This window comes from Pseudomonas sp. FBF18 (assembly GCF_024261405.1).
In the GTDB taxonomy this organism is placed as follows: Bacteria; Pseudomonadota; Gammaproteobacteria; order Pseudomonadales; family Pseudomonadaceae; genus Aquipseudomonas; species Aquipseudomonas palmensis.
In genome coordinates, this window is record NZ_QKRS01000001.1 from 697,157 (window position 1) to 715,669 (window position 18,513).

The following is an 18,513-nucleotide window of genomic DNA, read 5'->3' on the forward strand; positions in this document are numbered from 1 at the left end:
GTGCCTGCCATGAAACCGACCTGGGATATCTTCTGTTGCGTCGTCGACAACTATGGCGACATCGGCGTCACCTGGCGCCTGGCCCGGCAACTGGTGGCCGAACACGACGTGGCGGTGCGCCTGTGGGTGGATGAACTGGCGGCCTTCGTGCGCCTGTGCCCCGAGGCGGACGCCCAGGCCCGGCAGCAATGGCAGCAAGGCGTCGAGGTGTGCCTGTGGCCGGCCGACTGGCAGCCGACGGCAGTGCCGGACGTGGTGATCGGCGCCTTCGGCTGCCACTTGCCAGCGGCCTATGTCCAGGCCATGCAGGACCGCACCGTGCCGGCAGTGTGGCTGAACCTGGAGTACCTGAGCGCCGAGGGCTGGGTGGAAGGCTGCCACGGCCTGCCGTCGCCCCAGGCCAATGGCCTGCGCAAGGTGTTCTTCTTTCCGGGGTTCACGCCCGGTACCGGCGGGTTGCTGCGCGAAGCCACGTTGCTGACGCGTCGCAAGGCGTTCGAAGACGACCCGCAGGCCCGTCAGGCATTCCTGCGCGGCCTGGGCGTGAGGGTGCATGAGGGTGCACGGCTGATCTCGTTGTTCGCCTATGAGAACCCGGGCCTGGCCAGTTGGCTCGATGTGCTGGCCGCCGACACCCGCCCCAGTCACCTGCTGGTGCCCGAGGGGCGCATCCTGGGGGATGTGCAGGCCTGGCTGGGCGAGAGCGGGCTGGGGGTGGGCAGTGTGACGCAGCGTGGGGCGCTGACGGTGCAGATCCTGCCCTTCGTCAGCCAGGATGACTATGATCGGCTGCTGTGGTGCTGCGAGTTCAATGCGGTGCGCGGCGAGGACTCGTTCGTGCGTGCTCAGTGGGCCGGGCGGCCACTGCTGTGGCATATCTATGTGCAGGAAGAGTACGCCCACTGGGAAAAGCTCGAGGCCTTTCTGGACCATTACACCCAGGGCCTGTCGGCCCCGGCAGCCGCCGCGCTGGTGGCGCTGTGGCGGGCCTGGAACATGGATCGCGACATGGGCCAGGCGTGGCGCGAGCTGCTGGCGCACTGGCCGGAACTGAGCGCCCACGCCGAGCGCTGGTGCGCCGCGCAGGCCGCTCAGCCGGACCTTGCCACGGCGCTGGTACAGTTTTGTCGAAATTCGCTATGATATGCGGCCTCGATTTTTGTAAATCCATCCAAATTCGGATATCTCGCAATGAAAACTGGTAAAGAGCTGAAACCCGGTACCGTGATCCGTATCGACAACGACCCTTGGCTGGTTCAGAAAGCTGAATTCACCAAATCGGGCCGTAACAGCGCGATCATGAAGACCAAGCTGAAAAACCTGCTGACCGGCTACAAGACCGAAACCGTCTACAGCGCCGACGACAAGCTGGACGACGTGATCCTCGACCGCAAAGAAGCGACCCTGTCCTTCATCAGCGGCGACACCTACACGTTCATGGACACCACCGACTACACCATGTACGAGCTGAACGCCGAAGACATCGAAAGCGTTCTGCCTTTCGTTGAAGAAGGCATGACCGATGTGTGCGAAGCCGTATTCTTCGAAGACCGCCTGGTTTCCGTAGAGCTGCCGACCACTATCGTGCGTCAGGTCGACTACACCGAAGGTTCCGCCCGTGGCGATACCTCCGGCAAGGTCATGAAGCCTGCCAAACTGAAGAACGGTACCGAGCTGTCGGTCGCCGACTTCATCGAGATCGGTGACTGGATCGAGATCGACACCCGCGAAGGTGGCTCCTACAAGGGCCGCGCCAAGGTTTAAACCTGGCGATCTGCGCGAACACGAAAACCCGGCCAAGGCCGGGTTTTTTTATGCCCTGCATGCGCGGCTGCAGCGCCGTCAGAGGCTGTTCTGCAGGTTGTCGCGCAGTGCCAGCAGCTCGGCCTGCAAGCGTTGCAGGCGCTCCAGCGAGTGGCCGCTGGCGCCCAGGATGCACGGCGGTATCGAGCGTGCCTGCGCTTGCAGGGCACGCCCCTGGGCAGTCAGTTGCACGATCACCACGCGCTCGTCCTCGCGGCTGCGGGTGCGCTTGAGCAGGCCCTCGGCTTCCAGGCGCTTGAGCAAGGGCGTGAGCGAGCCGGGGTCGGTCAGCAGGCGATGGCTGATTTCGCCGACGGTAAGCCCGTCTTGCTCCCATAGCACCAGCATGGCCAGGTACTGCGGGTAGGTCAGGCCCAGTGCCTGCAGCAGTGGCTTGTACACCTTGGTCATGAGCAGTGACGTGGAGTGCAGGGCGAAGCACACCTGATTGTCGAGCAGCAGCTCATCGTAAACGGGCGCTTTGGAGGTGGCGTTCATGCGGCTCCTTTCTATCTGGTCCATGAAATGGTGGCGCGCATGCTATGCGCGCTATTGCCAGCGCAGCTCGCTCTGCAGTGCCAGGTCCCAGGGAGGGATGGGGCTGAAGCGGCTCTTGAGGAATTCGAGCAGCAAACGGCTGCGAGAGTTCGTTTCATGTTCAAGGCGCAATGCATAGACACCGCTGGTTTCGGCCGGGGGCAGCCCGTTCTCGCAGAACAGCGGCAGCAGATCGCCGCGCAGCAGGTACTCGCTGATCAGCCAGGTGGGCAGGTGCGCGATGCCCAGGCCCGCCAGGGCGCCGAACAGCAGGGTCTCGGCGTTGTTGGCGCTCATGCGCATGCGCGAGGGGCGCAGCAGACGCATCTGCCCGTCCACCGCGAAGCGCCAGGCGAAGGGTGGGGCCAGGCCATCCCAGTCCAGCCCGTCGTGCTCTGGCAGGTCGCAGGGGCTGGCAGGCACGCCACGGGCCTGCAGGTAGGCGGGGCTGGCGCAGGCAATGCGCACCATGTACGCCAGTGGTGTTGCCACCAGCCGGGTATCGGCCAGAGGGCCTGCACGCAGCACCAGGTCGACTTCGCCCAGGTGCGCGCCCTGCAGGTCGACGAAGCTGTCGATCAGGCGCAGTTGTACATCCAGGCCCGGGTACGCCACCAGAAAATCGGCGATGGCCGGTGCCAGGTGGCGGCGGCCGAACGCCGAAGGCGCATCGATGCGGATCAGGCCTTCCGGTGCATTGCTCAGCGACACGGCCTCGGCGCGGGCCAGACGCAGTTCTTCGACGATACGCCGGGCGCGTTCGGCGAATGCATTGCCGGCGGGCGTGGGGCGTACCGCATGGGTGCTGCGCACGAACAGGCGGCTGCCCACGGCGGCCTCCAGGGTATCGATGCGTCGGGCCACCGCCGAAGGGGTCAGCGGGTGGCGCCGCGCCGCGGCAGAAAAGCTGCCGCTTTCGAGCACATCGAGAAACAGGCTCAGGTGTTGGGTGAGGGCGTCCGGGGTCATGGTGGTTGCTTGTGCGAATTGGGCACAGCCATTGTGCGTTGCTGTGCGTTTCCCCGCTAGCCCGCCATCGGTAGCATGGCGCTATTGCAGAGCAGAGAGGCGAGCATGGTCGAGTGGTTGATGTACATCGTATTGGGAGCAGGGCTGGGTACCCTGGGCGGGCTGTTCGGGATCGGCGGCGGCCTGATCGCGATCCCCGTGCTGGGCGTGCTGTTCGGCCTTGACCAGCAACTGGCCCAGGGCACCGCGCTGGTGATGGTGGTGCCGAACGTGTTGCTGGCGCTGTGGCGCTATCACCAGCGCAATCGCATCGAGCTGCGTCATGCATTGCCCTTGTCGCTGGCCGGCTTCGTGTTCGCCTGGCTCGGCTCGATCTGGGCGGTGGGGTTGGATGCACAGGCCATGCGCGTCGGCTTCGTGGTGTTTCTGGTGGCGCTGACGGTGTGGAACCTGGTGCGCATGTTCACTCGCAACTCGCCGCCTTCGACCGAGTTGCGCCAGCCCTGGCCCTGGCTGGGTGTGCTGGGCGGGGGTGCCGGTGTGGTCGGCGGGCTGTTCGGGGTAGGGGGCGCGGTGGTCGCCACACCGGTGCTGACCAGTGTGTTCGGCACCACCCAGGTGGTTGCCCAGGGCCTGTCGCTGGCACTGGCGGCGCCCAGTACCTCGGTCACGCTGCTGACCTACGGGCTGCACCAGCATGTGGACTGGAACATGGGCATCGCGCTGGCACTGGGCGGCTTGCTGAGTATCAGCTGGGGCGTGAAGCTGGCCCATGCGCTGCCGGAAAAGGTCCTGCGCTCGTTGTTCTGTGTGTTTCTGGTGGTGTGCGCGTTGATGCTGGGCTTCAGGGTCTGAAGCCCGCCGCGGGTCGAGCCGGCACGGCCGTCGAGGGCCGTGCAGGTGTCAGCGCCGTACCTGCTTGAGCGTTTCGGCGATCAGGAACGCCAGCTCCAGCGACTGGTCGGCGTTCATGCGCGGGTCGCAGTGGGTGTGGTAACGGTCCGACAGCGCGTCTTCGGTGATCGGCCGGGCGCCGCCGATGCATTCGGTGACGTTCTGACCGGTCATCTCGATGTGAATGCCACCGGCATGGCTGCCTTCGGCCTGGTGCACCTGGAAGAACTGCTTGACCTCGCCCAGGATCTGCGCGAAATCGCGGGTCTTGTAGCCGCTGCTGGCCTTGATGGTATTGCCGTGCATCGGGTCGGAGCTCCACAGCACCTTGCGCCCCTCGCGCTCGACGCTGCGGATCAGCCCCGGCAGGTGCTCGCCGACCTTGTTGGCCCCCATGCGCACGATCAGGTTGAGCCGGCCCGGGTCGTTGGCCGGGTTGAGGATGTCGATCAGGCGGATCAGCTCCTCGGTGTTCATGCTCGGGCCCACCTTGACCCCGATCGGGTTGTTCACCCCGCGCAGGAACTCCACGTGGGCGCCGTCCAGCTGACGGGTGCGATCACCGATCCAGAGCATGTGCGCCGAGCAGTCGAAGTAGTCGCCGGTCAGGCTGTCGCGCCGCACGAAGGCTTCCTCGTAGTTGAGCAGCAGCGCCTCGTGCGCGGTGAAAAAGCTGGTTTCGCGCAGTTGCGGCGAGCTGTCCATGCCGCAGGCGCGCATGAAGGCCAGGGTCTCGTCGATGCGGTCGGCCAGCTGGCTGTACTTTTCGGCCAGCGCCGAGTTGGCGATGAAGTCCAGGTTCCACTTGTGCACCTGGTGCAGGTCGGCGAAACCACCCTGGGCGAAGGCGCGCAGCAGGTTGAGGCTGGCGGTGGACTGGTGATAGGCCTGCAGCAGGCGCTCCGGGTCGGGCACGCGGCTGGCAGGGTCGAAGCCGATGCCGTTGACGATGTCGCCCCGGTAGGCCGGCAGGGTCACCTCGCCGATGGTTTCGTCATTGGACGAGCGCGGCTTGGCGAACTGCCCGGCCATGCGCCCCACCTTGACCACCGGGCAGCCGGCGGCAAAGGTCATGACGATGGCCATCTGCAGCAGCACCTTGAAGGTGTCGCGGATTTTCGCTGCCGAGAACTCGGCAAAGCTTTCGGCGCAATCGCCGCCCTGCAGCAGGAAGGCACGGCCTTCGGTCACTTCGGCGAACTGGCGGCGCAGCTCGCGCGCCTCGCCGGCGAACACCAGCGGCGGGTAGCTGGCCAGGGTCTGCTCGACCTTGAGCAGGTGCGCTGCATCGGGGTAGTGCGGTTGCTGCTGGATCGGCAGGGCACGCCAGCTATCGGGACTCCAGGGTTGGCTCATCACAGGCTCGGTTTCTATCGGAAAAGGGCTGTGAACATGCTAACACCTGGACCCTGCCTTGTTGCATCGCCTGTATTGACGGACAATGGTCGTTTTTGCTTGGGCACATGCAGGTGTCGGGAGAGAGCATGACAGAGGAACGGGTAGAGCGGCTGCTGGCGCAGGTGCACGACGAGTTCGGCACCATCAGCGTGCTGGAAGTCGAGGACTACCGCTTTCTCGAGTTTGGCGAGGCCATCGAGCAGAGCTGCGTATTCACTGCCGACCCGAGCTGGCTGGAGTACGACTATACCCGCGCCATGCTGGTGGGCGCGCTGTGCCACTGCGAGCCTGAAAGTGCGCTGTTTCTCGGCCTGGGTGCCGGTACCCTGACCCAGGCCTGCCTGAAGTTCCTGCCCCTGGAGGACGTGGAGGCCATCGAGCTGCGTCCCGAGGTGCCGCGCCTGGCCATCGAGTACCTGGGGCTGGACGATGATCCGCGCCTGTACATCCGCGTGGGTGATGCGGTCGAGCTGCTGGAGACGGCCGAGCCTGCCGACCTGATCTTCGTCGACCTCTACACCGACCACGGGCCCGGCGTCGGCCACCTGGCCTGGAAGTTTCTCGAAGACTGCCAGAAGCGCCTGAACCCCGGCGGCTGGCTGGTCATCAACCAGTGGGCCACCGATGACGGCAAGCCGCTGGGCGCTGCGCTGTTGCGCGGGCTGTATCACCGCCATTACTGGGAGCTGCCGGTGAAGGAGGGCAACGTCATCCTGCTGGTGCCCGCCGACCTCGACCAGACCCTCGACCGGGAGGCGCTCACCGCGCGCGCCCGGGCCCTTGAACCGCGCCTGGGCTACTCCCTGCAGCGCCTGATCGAGGTGATCCGACCGGCATCTTGAATAAATCGTTTCAGCTCCGGCCGCGCCGCCAACAGACGCGTGGGCCTCGATCATCGGCAAGGGCTGTCGATTCGAGGCCTCCGGGCTTCTCTTCCCTGTAAAAAAGTCTCACGCGATGCAGGAAATCGGGTATAGTACGCGCCGGTCTTTTACCGGACCTCGTTCAGGTAGTGCAATTCCCCGAAGCCAGCTTCGGCTGCGCGTCCGCACCGCGGACTCTGCCTTGACGTTCCTTTTTTTCTTCAATCGTTTTCGCAAATCCCCGCCGACAAAGCTGCCAGGGTGACCTTCGGGTCTTACAAGGCATGTGCAGCTTTGGAGCATGGGTCTTTGCGGATGCACTTAGAGGCAGACCCATGACCCAGGAAACCGGCGGCTTCGCCGCTCTCGATCTTCATCCAAGTATTGTTGCCGCCGTTATCGCCACTGGCTACGAAGAGCCATCGGCCATTCAGCAGCAATCGATCCCGATTATTCTTGCCGGTCATGACATGATCGGTCAGGCGCAGACAGGTACCGGTAAAACCGCTGCCTTCGCTCTGCCAATCCTGCACCGCATCGACCCGAGCAAGCGCGAGCCGCAAGCCCTGATCCTGGCGCCAACCCGTGAGTTGGCGCTGCAAGTAGCTACCGCATTCGAAACCTACGCCAAGCAGATGCCGGGCGTTACCGTGGTAGCGGTATACGGTGGTGCCCCGATGGGCCCACAACTCAAAGCAATCCGTAACGGCGCGCAGATCGTCGTCGCTACCCCTGGCCGTCTGTGCGACCACCTGCGTCGCGACGAGAAGGTGCTGGCTACCGTCAATCACCTGGTGCTCGACGAAGCTGACGAAATGCTCAAGCTGGGCTTCATGGACGACCTGGAAGTCATCTTCAAGGCCATGCCGGAAACCCGCCAGACCGTACTGTTCTCGGCCACCCTGCCGCAGTCGATCCGTGCGATCGCCGAGCGTCACCTGCGTGACCCGAAACACGTCAAGATCCAGACCAAGACCCAGACCGTGACTGCCATCGAGCAGGCACACCTGATGGTCCACGCCGACCAGAAGGTCTCGGCGGTACTGCGCCTGCTGGAAGTCGAAGAGTTCGATGCACTGATCGCCTTCGTACGTACCAAGCAAGCCACCCTGGACCTGGCCAGCGCCCTGGAAGCCAAAGGCTACAAGGCTGCTGCGCTCAACGGTGACATCGCCCAGAACCAGCGTGAGCGCGTCATCGACTCGCTCAAGGACGGTCGCCTGGACATCGTCGTCGCTACCGACGTCGCTGCCCGTGGTCTGGACGTACCGCGCATCACCCACGTGTTCAACGTCGACATGCCGTACGATCCGGAGTCCTACGTTCACCGTATCGGCCGTACCGGCCGTGCCGGTCGCGAAGGTCGTGCACTGCTGCTGGTCACCCCGCGTGAGCGCCGCATGCTGCAGGTGATCGAGCGTGTGACCGGCCAGAAGGTTGCCGAAGTTCGTCTGCCCAACGCCCAGGCCGTACTGGACGCGCGCATCAAGAAGCTCACCAACAGCCTCGCGCCGCTGGTTGCCGATGCAGAAGCTACCCACGGTGATCTGCTCGACCGCCTGACTGCCGACATCGGTTGCAGCCCGCGTGCCCTGGCCGCGGCCCTGCTGCGCAAGGCCACCAATGGCCAGGCGCTGACCCTGGAAGCCGTCGAGAAAGAGCAGCCGCTGGTGCCGACTTCGGCCCCACGTGGTGATCGTCCTGCCGGTGAGCGCTCCGAGCGTGGCGAGCGTGAGCGTCGCGCGCCGATGCCACTGGGTGAAGGTCGTGCACGTTGCCGTACCGCGCTGGGTGCGCGTGACGGTATCGCGGCCAAGAACCTGCTGGGTGCGATCCTCAACGAAGGCGGCCTGGCCCGCGAAGCGATCGGTCGCATCCAGGTGCGCGACAGCTTCAGCCTGGTCGAGCTGCCGGAAGATGGCCTCGAGAAGCTGCTGACCAAGCTCAAGGACACTCGCGTTGCCGGCAAGCAGCTGAAGCTGCGTCGTTATCGCGAAGATTGATCTTCGAGTGAAATGAAAAATCCCCGACTGGTTCGGGGATTTTTTTTGCCTGGGCGGCCTGTTTCGCTTGTAGGGGCCGGCCTTGCCGGGGAAAGGGCTGCCGCCTCAGTCGAACCGATAGATATCCATTCCCAGTGCTCCCAGGGTAAAGCCCTGGTGCTCGATCGCGAACCGCTCGCCCGCGCCGCGGGCAAAGTACAGCGGCAGCAGGTGCTCGTCGCTCGGGTGGTTGCGCACCGCAAACGGCGCCTGCCGGCGATAGTCATGCAGGGCCGGCGTGTCGCCCGCAGCCAGCTTGTCGATCATCCAGTCGCGAAACGCCAGTGCCCAGGGCTCTACGCTCTCGGGGCCGGCATGCCAGTCGAGTTCGCGCAGGTTGTGGGTAATGCTGCCGGAGCCGATCAGCAGCACGCCTTCCTCGCGCAGGGCCGCCAGTGCCTGGCCTACCTGTTGCTGGTACGCCGGGCCGTGCTGGCTGGGCAGTGATACCTGCACCACCGGTATGTCCGCCGCCGGGTACATCAGCGTCAGGGGCACCCACGCGCCATGGTCGAAAGGCCGCTTGGCGTCGAGTGTTGTGGGCAGCCCGGCTTCATTGAGCCGTTGCCTTACCTGTTCGGCGAGCTGTGGGTCGCCGGGGGCAGGGTACTGCACGGCATACAAGGCGGCCGGAAAGCCGCCGAAGTCGTGCCAGGTGGGTGGGTGCGGGTTGCTTGTCACGCGCAGTTCGGTGGTTTCCCAGTGCGCAGACATCACGACGATCGCTCTGGGGCGCGGCAGTTGCGCCGCCAGGCGCGCAAGTGCCGGGCCGCTGGCACCCGGTTCCAGTGCCAGCATGGGAGAGCCATGGGAGATAAACAGGCTGGGCAGCATCGGGGTGGTCCTGAAGGTTAATATGCAGCCATCTTCAGGCAGATCATTGATCTAAATCTAATATAAGTTTTTGCGGTATTTAATCGAATTTATCGAGGTAAGGTTATGCAGCCCGCGTTCTGGCACAACCGCTGGGAGAACGATCTGATCGGCTTTCACCAGCAGCAGGTCAACCCGTATCTGCAGCAGCATTGGCCCGCACTGGGCATTGCGCCTGGTGCCCGTGTACTGGTGCCGCTGTGCGGCAAGAGCCTGGACATGGCGTGGCTGGCCGCGCAAGGCCACGACGTGCTTGGGGTGGAGTTGTCCGAGCGGGCGGTGAAGGACTTTTTTTCCGAGCATGAGCGGGAGCCGCAGGTTTCGCAGCAGGGGGCCTTCACGGTCTACCGCAGCGAGGGCATCGAGTTGTGGTGTGGCGATTTCTTCGCACTGACCGCGGGTGACGTGCGGGGCTGTACGGGCCTTTACGACCGTGCCGCGATCATCGCCTTGCCGCCTGCCATGCGCGAGCGGTATGTGGCGCATCTGCAGCAGCTCCTGCCGTCGCCTTGCAAGGGCCTGTTGATTACTCTGGACTACGATCAGGCGGTTACTGACGGTCCGCCCTTTGCCGTGCCCGATGAAGAGGTCGAGCGCCTGTTCGGCGAGCATTGGCAGTTGGCGATCGCCGCGCAGGACGACGTGTTGGCGCAGAGCCCCAGGTTCATCAAGGCGGGTGCTGATCGGCTGCTGGAGCGGGTGTACCGTCTGCAACGCTGAAATGAAAAAGGGCGACCCGTGGGTCGCCCTTCCTGTTTGCCTGCTGCTCGCTTAGCCGCGACGACGCAGGGCTTCGATACGATCTTCCAGCGGCGGGTGACTCATCAGCAGACCTGCCAGGCCCTGCTTGAGGCCACCATTGATGCCGAAGGCATTCAGGGTGTCAGGCATGTGCACAGGCACGCCCTGTTCAGAACGCAGGCGCTGCAGCGCGCCGATCATCGCGTTGGTGCCGGCCAGGCGGGCGCCGGCTTCGTCGGCGCGGAACTCGCGTTTGCGCGAGAACCACATGACGATGATGCTGGCCAGGATACCCAGGACCAGTTCGGCAACGATGGTCGCGATGTAGTAGGCAATGCCCTGGCCTTCTTCGTTCTTGAAGATCACCTTGTCGACGAAGTTGCCGATGATGCGTGCGAAGAACATCACGAAGGTGTTGACCACACCCTGTACCAGCGCGAGGGTCACCATGTCGCCGTTGGCGACGTGGCCGATCTCGTGGGCCAGCACGGCGCGTACTTCATCACGCGAGAAACGCTCGAGCAGGCCCTGGCTGACCGCGACCAACGCATCGTTGCGATTCCAGCCGGTAGCGAAGGCGTTGGCCTCATAGGCCGGGAAGACGCCCACCTCGGGCATCTTGATGCCTGCCTGGCGGGAAAGCTCTTCGACGGTCTGCAGCAGCCATTGCTCATGGTGGGTGCGCGGCTGGGTGATGATCTGGGTACCGGTGCTCATCTTCGCCATCCACTTGGAGATGAACAGCGAGATCAGCGAGCCGGCAAAGCCGAACACAGCGCAGAAAATCAGCAACTGGTCGAGCTTGAGGTCAACCCCGTTTGCCGCCATGAACCCGTTGAAGCCGAACAGGCTCAGGGTGATGCTGGCAATCAGCACGACCGCAAGGTTGGTGGCCACAAACAGCAAAATGCGCATCATGGTTGTTACGTTCTCCTGACGGATAGAAAGCTTGCGTATGCGGGGTATATAAGGTGCGCGCTCCGTGTATTCAACCGGGCGACTATTTCAAACTGTGTACTTGTGCGGGCAGGCGCGGAGAATGCCAGGTGCGCGAGCCAGAGCGGCAGGCTTGAGGTTGGCCCGTGGCCTGCGCCAGGGCTGGCGCAGGCAGGCATTCGGGCTTACTGCTGGTAGGTCTTGAGGAAATTGCCGATGCGACCGATCGCCTGCTCCAGGTCATCGACACGTGGCAGGGTCACGACGCGGAAGTGGTCGGGCCACGGCCAGTTGAAGGCGGTGCCTTGCACGATCAGCAGTTTTTCCGACAGCAGCAGGTCGAGGGCGAACTTTTCGTCATTGAAGATCGGGCAGACCTTCGGGTCGATGCGCGGGAAGGCATACAGGGCGCCCATCGGCTTGACGCAGCTGACCCCTGGAATGTCGTTGAGCAGCTCCCAGGTACGGTTGCGCTGCTCCAGCAGGCGACCTGGCGGCAGCACCAGGTCATTGATGCTCTGGTAGCCGCCCAGTGCGGTCTGGATGGCGTGCTGGCTCGGCACGTTGGCGCACAGGCGCATGTTGGCCAGCATGTCGATGCCTTCGATATAGCTCTGGGCGTGCTGCTTGGGCCCGGACAACGCCAGCCAGCCGGAGCGGAAGCCCGCCACCCGGTACGACTTGGACAGGCCGTTGAAGGTCAGGCAGAGCAGGTCGGGGGCCAGCGAGGCGGTGCAGATGTGCACGGCATCGTCGTACAGGATCTTGTCGTAGATCTCGTCGGAGAACACCACCAGGTTGTGTTGGCGGGCGATTTCCAGCATGCCCAGCAGCAACTCGCGCGAGTACACCGCGCCAGTGGGGTTGTTCGGGTTGATGATCACCATGGCCTTGGTGTTGGGGGTGATCTTGGCCTTGATGTCGGCAAGGTCGGGGAACCAGTCGGCCTGCTCGTCGCACAGGTAGTGCACCGGGTTGCCGCCGGCCAGGCTCACCGCAGCGGTCCACAGCGGGTAGTCCGGGGCCGGGATCAGCACCTCGTCGCCGTTGTTGAGCAGGGCCTGCATCGACATCACGATCAGCTCGGACACGCCGTTGCCCAGGTAGATGTCCTCGATGCCGACACCTTCGACCTGCTTCTGCTGGTAGTACTGCATCACCGCCTTGCGCGCGCTGAACAGGCCCTTGGAGTCGCTGTAGCCCTGGGCGGTGGGCAGGTTGCGGATCACATCCTGGAGGATCTCGTCGGGCGCCTCGAAACCAAAGGGCGCCGGGTTGCCGATGTTCAGCTTGAGGATGCGGTGGCCTTCCTCCTCCAGGCGTTTGGCGTGCTTGAGCACCGGGCCGCGAATGTCGTAGCAGACATTGGCGAGCTTGTTCGATTTGCTGACCTGCATGATGTGATCCCGATTAGAAAAGATCGCCGCGCATTGCGCTGTGAAAACGTTTGAAATGCGTGTAACGCGGGTGCCAGACTGACGTCTGATGAGGCGCAATAATACGTGCCACCCGCGTTGTCGAAAAGACGCAGTGCGGGGTTTTTAATTCAGCGAGGCCTGGTGATGGAAAAGATCGAGAAAACCCTGGAAGAATGGCGTGCGATGCTCGACCCCGAGCAGTACAACGTGTGTCGCCTGAAGGGCACCGAGCGCCCGTTCAGCGGCAAGTACAACAGCACCCGCACCGATGGCGTCTACCATTGCATCTGCTGCAACAAGCCGCTGTTCGATTCCAGGGCCAAGTTCGACTCCGGCTGCGGCTGGCCCAGCTTCTACGAGCCTATCGCCGACAACGCGATGGTCGAGATCCGCGATACCTCACATGGCATGATTCGCACCGAAGTCACCTGCGCCACTTGCGATGCCCACCTGGGCCATGTGTTTCCCGACGGCCCGCCGCCCACCGGTCTGCGCTACTGCATCAACTCGGTGTGCCTTGACCTGGTGCCGCGACAGTAACCCACCCGAACGCAGGAGACGCGGTCATGGCCGACAACAGTTTGCTCAATATTCCCTGCACCACCCTGCGGGGCGAGCAGAAAACCCTGGCGGATTACCCGGCAAGGGCGGTGCTGGTGGTCAATACCGCCAGCCAGTGCGGGTTCACGCCACAGTACAAGGGCCTGGAGTCGCTATGGCAGCGCTATCGCGAGCGCGGCCTGGTGGTGTTGGGCTTTCCCTGCAACCAGTTCGGCAAGCAGGAGCCGGGCGATGAGCTGGCGATATCGCAGTTCTGTGAAGCCAACTTTGGCGTGAGCTTTCCCCTGTTCAGAAAGGTCGAGGTCAATGGGGCGGGAGCGCATCCCCTGTTCGCCGCGCTCAAGCAGAGGGCTCCCGGCCTGTTCGGTTCGCAGGCGATCAAGTGGAATTTCACCAAGTTCCTGGTCGATCCGCAGTCGGGTGCCGTGAGCCGTTATGCGCCCAGCACCAAGCCCGAGGCGCTGGCGGGCGATATCGAAAAGCTGCTGCGCTAGGTTTCAGGGGCTGTTGGCGGCACCCAGTGATCGATCAGCGCCAGCAACTCTTCGCGGCGAAAGGGTTTGGCCAGGTAGTCGTTCATGCCTGCCGCCCGGCAGCGTTCGCGTTCCTCGGGCATGGCGTTGGCGGTAAGTGCCACGATGGGCAGGTCGGGCCAGCGTCCGCTCTGGCGTATGCGTCGGCTGGCCTCGTAGCCGTCCATCACCGGCATGTTGCAGTCCATCAGCACCAGGTCGAAGGCGGCTTGCTCCAACTGCTCCAGGGCCTCCCCGCCGTGGGCGGCCACGATCACCTCGCAGCCCAGCTTGCCCAGCATGCCCTTGGCGACCAGCTGGTTCACCGGGTTGTCTTCCACCAGCAGGATGCGGGCACGACGCTCGCTGGTCTGGGTGCCTGCCTGGGCGACCGGGCCTGCATCTTCACTGCCCTGCAGAATGCGCTGCAAGGTCTGGTACAGGGCGTTGCGGGCCAGCGGGCGGGCCTGCTGCTGCAGCGGCGTCAGCTGGGCGGCTTCTTCCCCCGGCAGGAAGTTGCCATAGGCGGTCACCAGCAGGATTGGCGCCTTGAGTGACGGACGCAGGCCGAACAGGCCATCCAGGTTGTCGGTGATCAGCAGGTCGGGCTCCTGGTCGACCAGGCTGTCGATGCTGTCATGGCGCGAGTACGTCAGCCCCCAACGTGGCAGCAGGCTCTGCAGCAGTTCGGCAAGGCCGCTGCTGGCGCTGCTGATCGCCACCACCTTGCCGCGCAGGGGGGCGGGTGCAATCGCCGGGGTGTGGGAGGCCAGCGGCAGCTCGACACTGAACTGGCTGCCGAAGCCAGCTTCCGAACTGATGCTCAGGCGCCCCTGCATGGCTTCGCAAAGGTTGCGGGTCAGCGCCAGGCCCAGGCCGGTGCCGCCATACTGGCGGGTAATGCCGGCACCGGCCTGGGTGAAAGGCTGAAAGATCCTGACCTGGGCTTCCAGCGGGATGCCGATGCCCGTGTCGCAGACCTCCAGGCGCACGCCGCCGGGGTAGGTGCCCAGGCGAACGTCGACACGCCCGAACCGGGTGAACTTGAGCGCATTGGACAGCAGGTTGCTGACGATCTGGCGCACCCGGGTGGGGTCACCCAGCACGCTGCTGGGAAACTGCGGATCGATCAGGCAGGTCAGCTCCACGCTGGGCGCCGCGTTCTGCGACAGCAGGTTGGCGGTGTCTTCCACCAGGGCGCCGAGGTCGAAGGGGATGCGCTCCAGCTCCAGCTGGCCGGCGTCGAACTTGGACAGGTCGAGAATATCGTTGAGCAGTTCCACCAGTACCTTGCCCGAGTCGTGGGCGATGGACAGCTGCTGGCGTTGTTCGGCGTTGAGCGGGCTGTCCAGCGACAGCGCGATCATGCCCAGCAGGCCATTGAGCGGGGTGCGGATCTCGTGGCTCATGTTGGCCAGGAATGCGGCACGGGCCTGGGCCATGTCCAGCGCTCGGCGTCGCGCCTGCTCCAGTTCCTCGTTGGACTGGCTCAGGCGGGTGTTGCTGGACTTGAGTTCGTTGGTACGGGCCGAAACGATGTTTTCCAGCTCGTTGAGGTAGTCGGTCAGGCGGTTTTCGGCGTTGCGCCGCTGCTGGATCTCGGTGGCCATGCTCACGAACTGCTGGTTGGCGACCTTGACCAGCACGCCGATCTCGTCCTGTTCGTGACCGGGCGGGAAGGCCAGCTTGTTCTGGTTGGGCGCGCGCGCATTGCTGTTGCTCAGGGCGCTGATCACCCGCACCAGCGGCTTGGTCAGCATGAAATAGAACAGTGCCAGCAGGATGCCGGTCAGCACCAGGCTGCGCACGAACCCGTTGAGCAGCGTTACTTCGGCCCGCTTCAGAAAGCGGCTGCCGAAGGCGAAGGTGTCGACTTCAAGATACAGGGTGCCGAGGTACTCGCTGGGCATCTGGTCGAGCATCAGGCGATCCTGGAACTGCCGGCTCTGGCCGAAGAGAAAATCACTCACTACCCGATAGCTGCTTTGTTCGCGCGGGCGCTGCACATCGGACAACACGCTGTCGGTGTTGTCGATCAGGCGCGCACGGGTGATGGCGGGGGATTTGAGCAGGCCCAGGGTCAGTTCGTTGGCCAGTTCCGCGTCGAGGTTGTAGGCAATGCGCGAGGCGGGGTTGTGGCTGATTTGCAGCAGTGCCTGCATCTCGCGATTGATAGAGGCGTCTTCGCTGGCATAATCGATGCCGATCTGGATGAGACTGAGCAATGTTCCCAGGATGAAACCGACCAGGACCGTCAGCCGGGCTTGCTTGTAAGACAGGCGATTGGTGAACTTGATATCCATGTATCCCGAGCCAGTTCCACTTTCCGTGCGCTGCGCAAGCATAGCCGATCACCCCCGGTAGCTGGCAGGTACTGTCGCACATTCAGGCTTTCCCAAGAATCTGTGTCGAGGACATAACGTGGACTCTCGCTTGAATGCTTTCCTGGAGCGCGCCGAATCGGTATTGGCGCGTCTGGAACCGCTGCTGCCGGCATTGCGCCCCAGCATCGATTGGACCCAGTGCCTGGCTGCCCGTTGGCAGCGCGAAGGGCGCAGCGGTTTTCTGCTGCCGCTCGAGGTCAGCCTGGACATGCGCCTGACCGACCTGATCGGTGTCGACAGGCAGCGTGAACAACTGGGCCGCAATACCCGCCAGTTCATCGACGGCATGCCCGCCAACCACGCGCTGCTGTGGGGCTCGCGCGGCACCGGCAAGTCGTCGCTGGTGCGTGCCTTGCTGGCAGAGTACGCCCCACAGGGGCTGCGCCTGATCGAGATCGAGCGTGACCACCTGGCGGACCTGCCGCGGGTGGTGGAACAACTGCACAAACTGCCACAGCGTTTCGTGCTGTTCTGCGATGACCTGTCGTTCGAGGCCGGGGAGGGCGACTATCGCGTGCTCAAGAGCGTGCTGGACGGCTCTCTCGAGCAGGCGCCGGACAACGTTCTGCTGTATGCCACCTCCAACCGTCGGCACCTGGTGCCGGAAAAGCAGAGCGACAACGAGAACTGGAAGATGGTCGACGGCGAGCTGCACCCCAGCGAGGCCGTCGAGGACAAGATTGCCCTGTCGGACCGCTTCGGTCTGTGGCTGTCGTTCTACCCGTTCACCCAGGAGCACTTCCTTGATGTGGTCGAGCACTGGATCACCCAGCTGGCGCTGGCGTCAGGTCTGGTCTGGGCACGGGATGAAGAGCTGGACAAGGCCGCGATCCGCTGGGCAACCGGCCGCGGCAATCGCAATGGCCGCTGCGCCTATCAATTTGCCCGCTATTGGGTGGGCCTGAAACTGCTGGAGCAACAGTAATGATCGATTTGAATGCAGTGGGGGGCGGCCAGTGCGGCTATGACCTGCTGGCGGCGCAGCTGGAAGCACTACTGGACGGGGAGCGGGATTTCATTGCCAACGCTGCGCAGCTTTCCGCCTTTCTGTACAGCCAGGTCGAAGACCTGAACTGGGCAGGTTTCTACCTGGCGCGCGGTGAAGAGCTGGTGCTGGGGCCGTTTCAGGGGCAGGTTGCGTGTGTACGCATCCCGTTCGGGCGCGGGGTGTGCGGGGCTGCGGCGGCTACACGCCAGACCCAGCGTGTGGAGGATGTGCATGCCTTCCCGGGGCATATTGCCTGTGACAGCGCCTCCAACAGCGAGTTGGTGATCCCTCTGGTCAAGGACGGTGCGCTGATCGGCGTGCTGGACCTGGACAGCCCTGTACTTGCACGCTTCGGTGAGCAGGATCAGGCCGGGCTGGAGCGTCTGGCGCGGATTTTCCTGGATTCGACGGACTGCTGAGGCGGGTAGAGGCGTTGCGCCCATTCGCCAACAAGCTCCTGTCGGGGGCTGCTGGCGAATGGGTTGTGTTGTAATCAGTCGTAGATGACTTTCTTCTTCCAGTCTTCTTCGGTGTCGGACTTCAGCCCTTCGGTCAGTGGGTTGACCTCGTCTTCGGTTGGCTGGTTCTGGCTCAGTACCATGGCGTTGGCGCGTGCCAGCAGTTTGTCCATATAGTCGAGCTGCTCGCGGTAGAGCACCGGATCAGGTTGCTTGCGCAGGTACTGCACGCCCCGTTCGAACGCCAGGCGGGCCTGCCCCGGCTGGTTCTGCTGCAGCGCATGCTGCCCCAGGTTGTTGAAGAACTCGATGTGCAGCAGCACCAGGATATGGCGAATTTCCTTTACCCAGTACTTGGCTTCGTTGGTCGGCAGGAAGCCTTCCTGGGAGGCGCGCACCACCTGGCTGTGCAGGGCTTCGAGCAGAAAGCGTACATCCTTGGCACGGGCTTCGGTCTGGATCGGGCCGGGAGGGTTGTTCACCGGTATGCCATCGCCCAGGGCAATCAGGCCCTGGAGCTCGCTGATGCGTGCCTGGATTTCACGGTTGTGCTTGTCCAGGGCCAGGCGGCGCTGGTTCAGGTTCAGTTCGAGGCGGGTCAGCAGCAGCTTGAGTGCCGGGGTCATCAACTGGCCGGGGAAGGTTTCGGTGATTTCGCCACAACGACGCAAGCGGTCGGCCAGCTCGATCTTGAGACGGGCTCGTTCCAGCTTGTTGCTCTCGACTACATTGTTCAGGTAGCCAATCACGATCAAGAGTGCGATACCCGCTACTATAAGCAGGGTGATCAGAAGTGGTGTCACCGTTAACGCCTCATACAGGAAGGTTTGCCGTTTGAGTGTAGTGGCTTCGCTTTTGCCCGGATAGAGCTGTTTGGCAGTTGAGCAGGGCGGATTGCTGGCATTTTGCCTTGAGGTGCCGCCAGCACTGGGCCGCGTCGCGTATGTGCGTCAGAAAATAATCGTCAAGGCTCAGGCGCGCTACGGCCCCCGTGGCAGCGTAAAGCAGGGCGAAGTCATTGATTTAAATAAATTTATATCTAGGGGTTGACGACTTCTCAAAGCACCCCTAGAATGCGCGCCACTTGCAGCGTAAAGCACACAGCGAAACGCGGCAGGGAGTGAATGTTGTAGTGT

General features: G+C 63.6%; 17 protein-coding genes and 1 pseudogene. 10 read left to right on the forward strand and 8 right to left on the reverse strand.

Going from position 1 to position 18,513, the window contains the following annotated elements; all coding sequences use genetic code 11:
• The first annotated feature begins 9 nt into the window (after positions 1-9).
• Both earP and DN387_RS03335 read left to right on the forward strand, forming a co-directional pair.
• A complete protein-coding gene (earP, locus tag DN387_RS03330) occupies positions 10-1,143 on the forward strand; it encodes an elongation factor P maturation arginine rhamnosyltransferase EarP (protein ID WP_043862732.1) in 1,134 nt (377 codons plus the stop codon).
• Positions 1,144-1,191: 48 nt separating this feature from the next.
• The gene (locus DN387_RS03335) at positions 1,192-1,764 is read left to right on the forward strand and encodes an elongation factor P (protein WP_043862733.1); all 573 of its coding nucleotides are present in this window, start codon (positions 1,192-1,194) and stop codon (positions 1,762-1,764) included.
• A 78-nt stretch (positions 1,765-1,842) separates the two neighbouring features.
• On the opposite strand, the gene DN387_RS03340 is transcribed toward DN387_RS03335, so the two are convergent.
• Both DN387_RS03340 and DN387_RS03345 read right to left on the reverse strand, forming a co-directional pair.
• Positions 1,843-2,301 carry a MarR family winged helix-turn-helix transcriptional regulator gene (locus DN387_RS03340; RefSeq protein WP_043862734.1) on the reverse strand — a complete coding sequence of 153 codons (459 nt, stop codon included), beginning with the start codon at positions 2,299-2,301 and terminating at the stop codon, positions 1,843-1,845.
• A gap of 51 nt (positions 2,302-2,352) precedes the next feature.
• Positions 2,353-3,309 carry a LysR family transcriptional regulator gene (locus DN387_RS03345; RefSeq protein ID WP_054915829.1) on the reverse strand — a complete coding sequence of 319 codons (957 nt, stop codon included), beginning with the start codon at positions 3,307-3,309 and terminating at the stop codon, positions 2,353-2,355.
• Positions 3,310-3,414: 105 nt separating this feature from the next.
• Here DN387_RS03345 and DN387_RS03350 point away from each other — a divergent pair, with 105 nt between their 5' ends.
• A complete protein-coding gene (locus DN387_RS03350) occupies positions 3,415-4,164 on the forward strand; it encodes a sulfite exporter TauE/SafE family protein (RefSeq protein WP_054915828.1) in 750 nt (249 codons plus the stop codon).
• A 48-nt stretch (positions 4,165-4,212) separates the two neighbouring features.
• Here the strand turns inward: DN387_RS03350 and DN387_RS03355 are convergent, their stop codons facing one another.
• Positions 4,213-5,559 (reverse strand): class II 3-deoxy-7-phosphoheptulonate synthase, encoded by a 1,347-nt coding sequence (locus DN387_RS03355; RefSeq protein WP_054915827.1) that lies wholly within the window; start codon positions 5,557-5,559, stop codon positions 4,213-4,215.
• 128 nt (positions 5,560-5,687) lie between these two features.
• Between DN387_RS03355 and DN387_RS03360 the strand changes: the two genes are divergently transcribed.
• Complete coding sequence (locus tag DN387_RS03360) at positions 5,688-6,443, forward strand: spermidine synthase (protein ID WP_043862738.1); 756 nt, start codon at positions 5,688-5,690, stop codon at positions 6,441-6,443.
• 322 nt (positions 6,444-6,765) lie between these two features.
• Positions 6,766-8,467, forward strand: a pseudogene (locus DN387_RS03365) (DEAD/DEAH box helicase).
• Positions 8,468-8,572: 105 nt separating this feature from the next.
• On the opposite strand, the gene DN387_RS03370 reads toward DN387_RS03365, so the two are convergent.
• The gene (locus tag DN387_RS03370; protein ID WP_254506004.1) at positions 8,573-9,340 is read right to left on the reverse strand and encodes a class III extradiol ring-cleavage dioxygenase; all 768 of its coding nucleotides are present in this window, start codon (positions 9,338-9,340) and stop codon (positions 8,573-8,575) included.
• A 105-nt stretch (positions 9,341-9,445) separates the two neighbouring features.
• Between DN387_RS03370 and DN387_RS03375 the strand changes: the two genes are divergently transcribed.
• Positions 9,446-10,099: a thiopurine S-methyltransferase gene (locus DN387_RS03375; protein WP_043862741.1), complete on the forward strand. Its 654-nt coding sequence runs from the start codon at positions 9,446-9,448 to the stop codon at positions 10,097-10,099.
• A gap of 51 nt (positions 10,100-10,150) precedes the next feature.
• Here the strand turns inward: DN387_RS03375 and htpX are convergent, their stop codons facing one another.
• Positions 10,151-11,038, reverse strand: a complete 888-nt coding sequence (htpX, locus tag DN387_RS03380; protein ID WP_043862742.1) for a protease HtpX — start codon at positions 11,036-11,038, stop codon at positions 10,151-10,153.
• A 203-nt stretch (positions 11,039-11,241) separates the two neighbouring features.
• Positions 11,242-12,453 (reverse strand): pyridoxal phosphate-dependent aminotransferase, encoded by a 1,212-nt coding sequence (locus DN387_RS03385; RefSeq protein WP_043862743.1) that lies wholly within the window; start codon positions 12,451-12,453, stop codon positions 11,242-11,244.
• A gap of 165 nt (positions 12,454-12,618) precedes the next feature.
• Between DN387_RS03385 and msrB the strand changes: the two genes are divergently transcribed.
• The gene (msrB, locus tag DN387_RS03390) at positions 12,619-13,014 is read left to right on the forward strand and encodes a peptide-methionine (R)-S-oxide reductase MsrB (protein ID WP_043862744.1); all 396 of its coding nucleotides are present in this window, start codon (positions 12,619-12,621) and stop codon (positions 13,012-13,014) included.
• Between the two features lie 26 nt (positions 13,015-13,040).
• Complete coding sequence (locus DN387_RS03395) at positions 13,041-13,529, forward strand: glutathione peroxidase (RefSeq protein ID WP_043862745.1); 489 nt, start codon at positions 13,041-13,043, stop codon at positions 13,527-13,529.
• Here the strand turns inward: DN387_RS03395 and DN387_RS03400 are convergent.
• Complete coding sequence (locus tag DN387_RS03400) at positions 13,526-15,892, reverse strand: response regulator (protein WP_080922891.1); 2,367 nt, start codon at positions 15,890-15,892, stop codon at positions 13,526-13,528. The genes DN387_RS03395 and DN387_RS03400 overlap by 4 nt on opposite strands.
• Positions 15,893-15,968: 76 nt before the next feature.
• Between DN387_RS03400 and DN387_RS03405 the strand changes: the two genes are divergently transcribed.
• Positions 15,969-16,856, forward strand: a complete 888-nt coding sequence (locus tag DN387_RS03405; RefSeq protein ID WP_054915825.1) for an ATP-binding protein — start codon at positions 15,969-15,971, stop codon at positions 16,854-16,856.
• The gene (locus DN387_RS03410) at positions 16,856-17,338 is read left to right on the forward strand and encodes a GAF domain-containing protein (protein ID WP_054915824.1); all 483 of its coding nucleotides are present in this window, start codon (positions 16,856-16,858) and stop codon (positions 17,336-17,338) included. The genes DN387_RS03405 and DN387_RS03410 overlap by 1 nt, the downstream gene beginning before the upstream one ends.
• 74 nt (positions 17,339-17,412) lie before the next feature.
• Here the strand turns inward: DN387_RS03410 and DN387_RS03415 are convergent, their stop codons facing one another.
• Complete coding sequence (locus tag DN387_RS03415) at positions 17,413-18,180, reverse strand: hypothetical protein (protein ID WP_043862749.1); 768 nt, start codon at positions 18,178-18,180, stop codon at positions 17,413-17,415.
• Between the last annotated feature and the right edge of the window lie 333 nt (positions 18,181-18,513).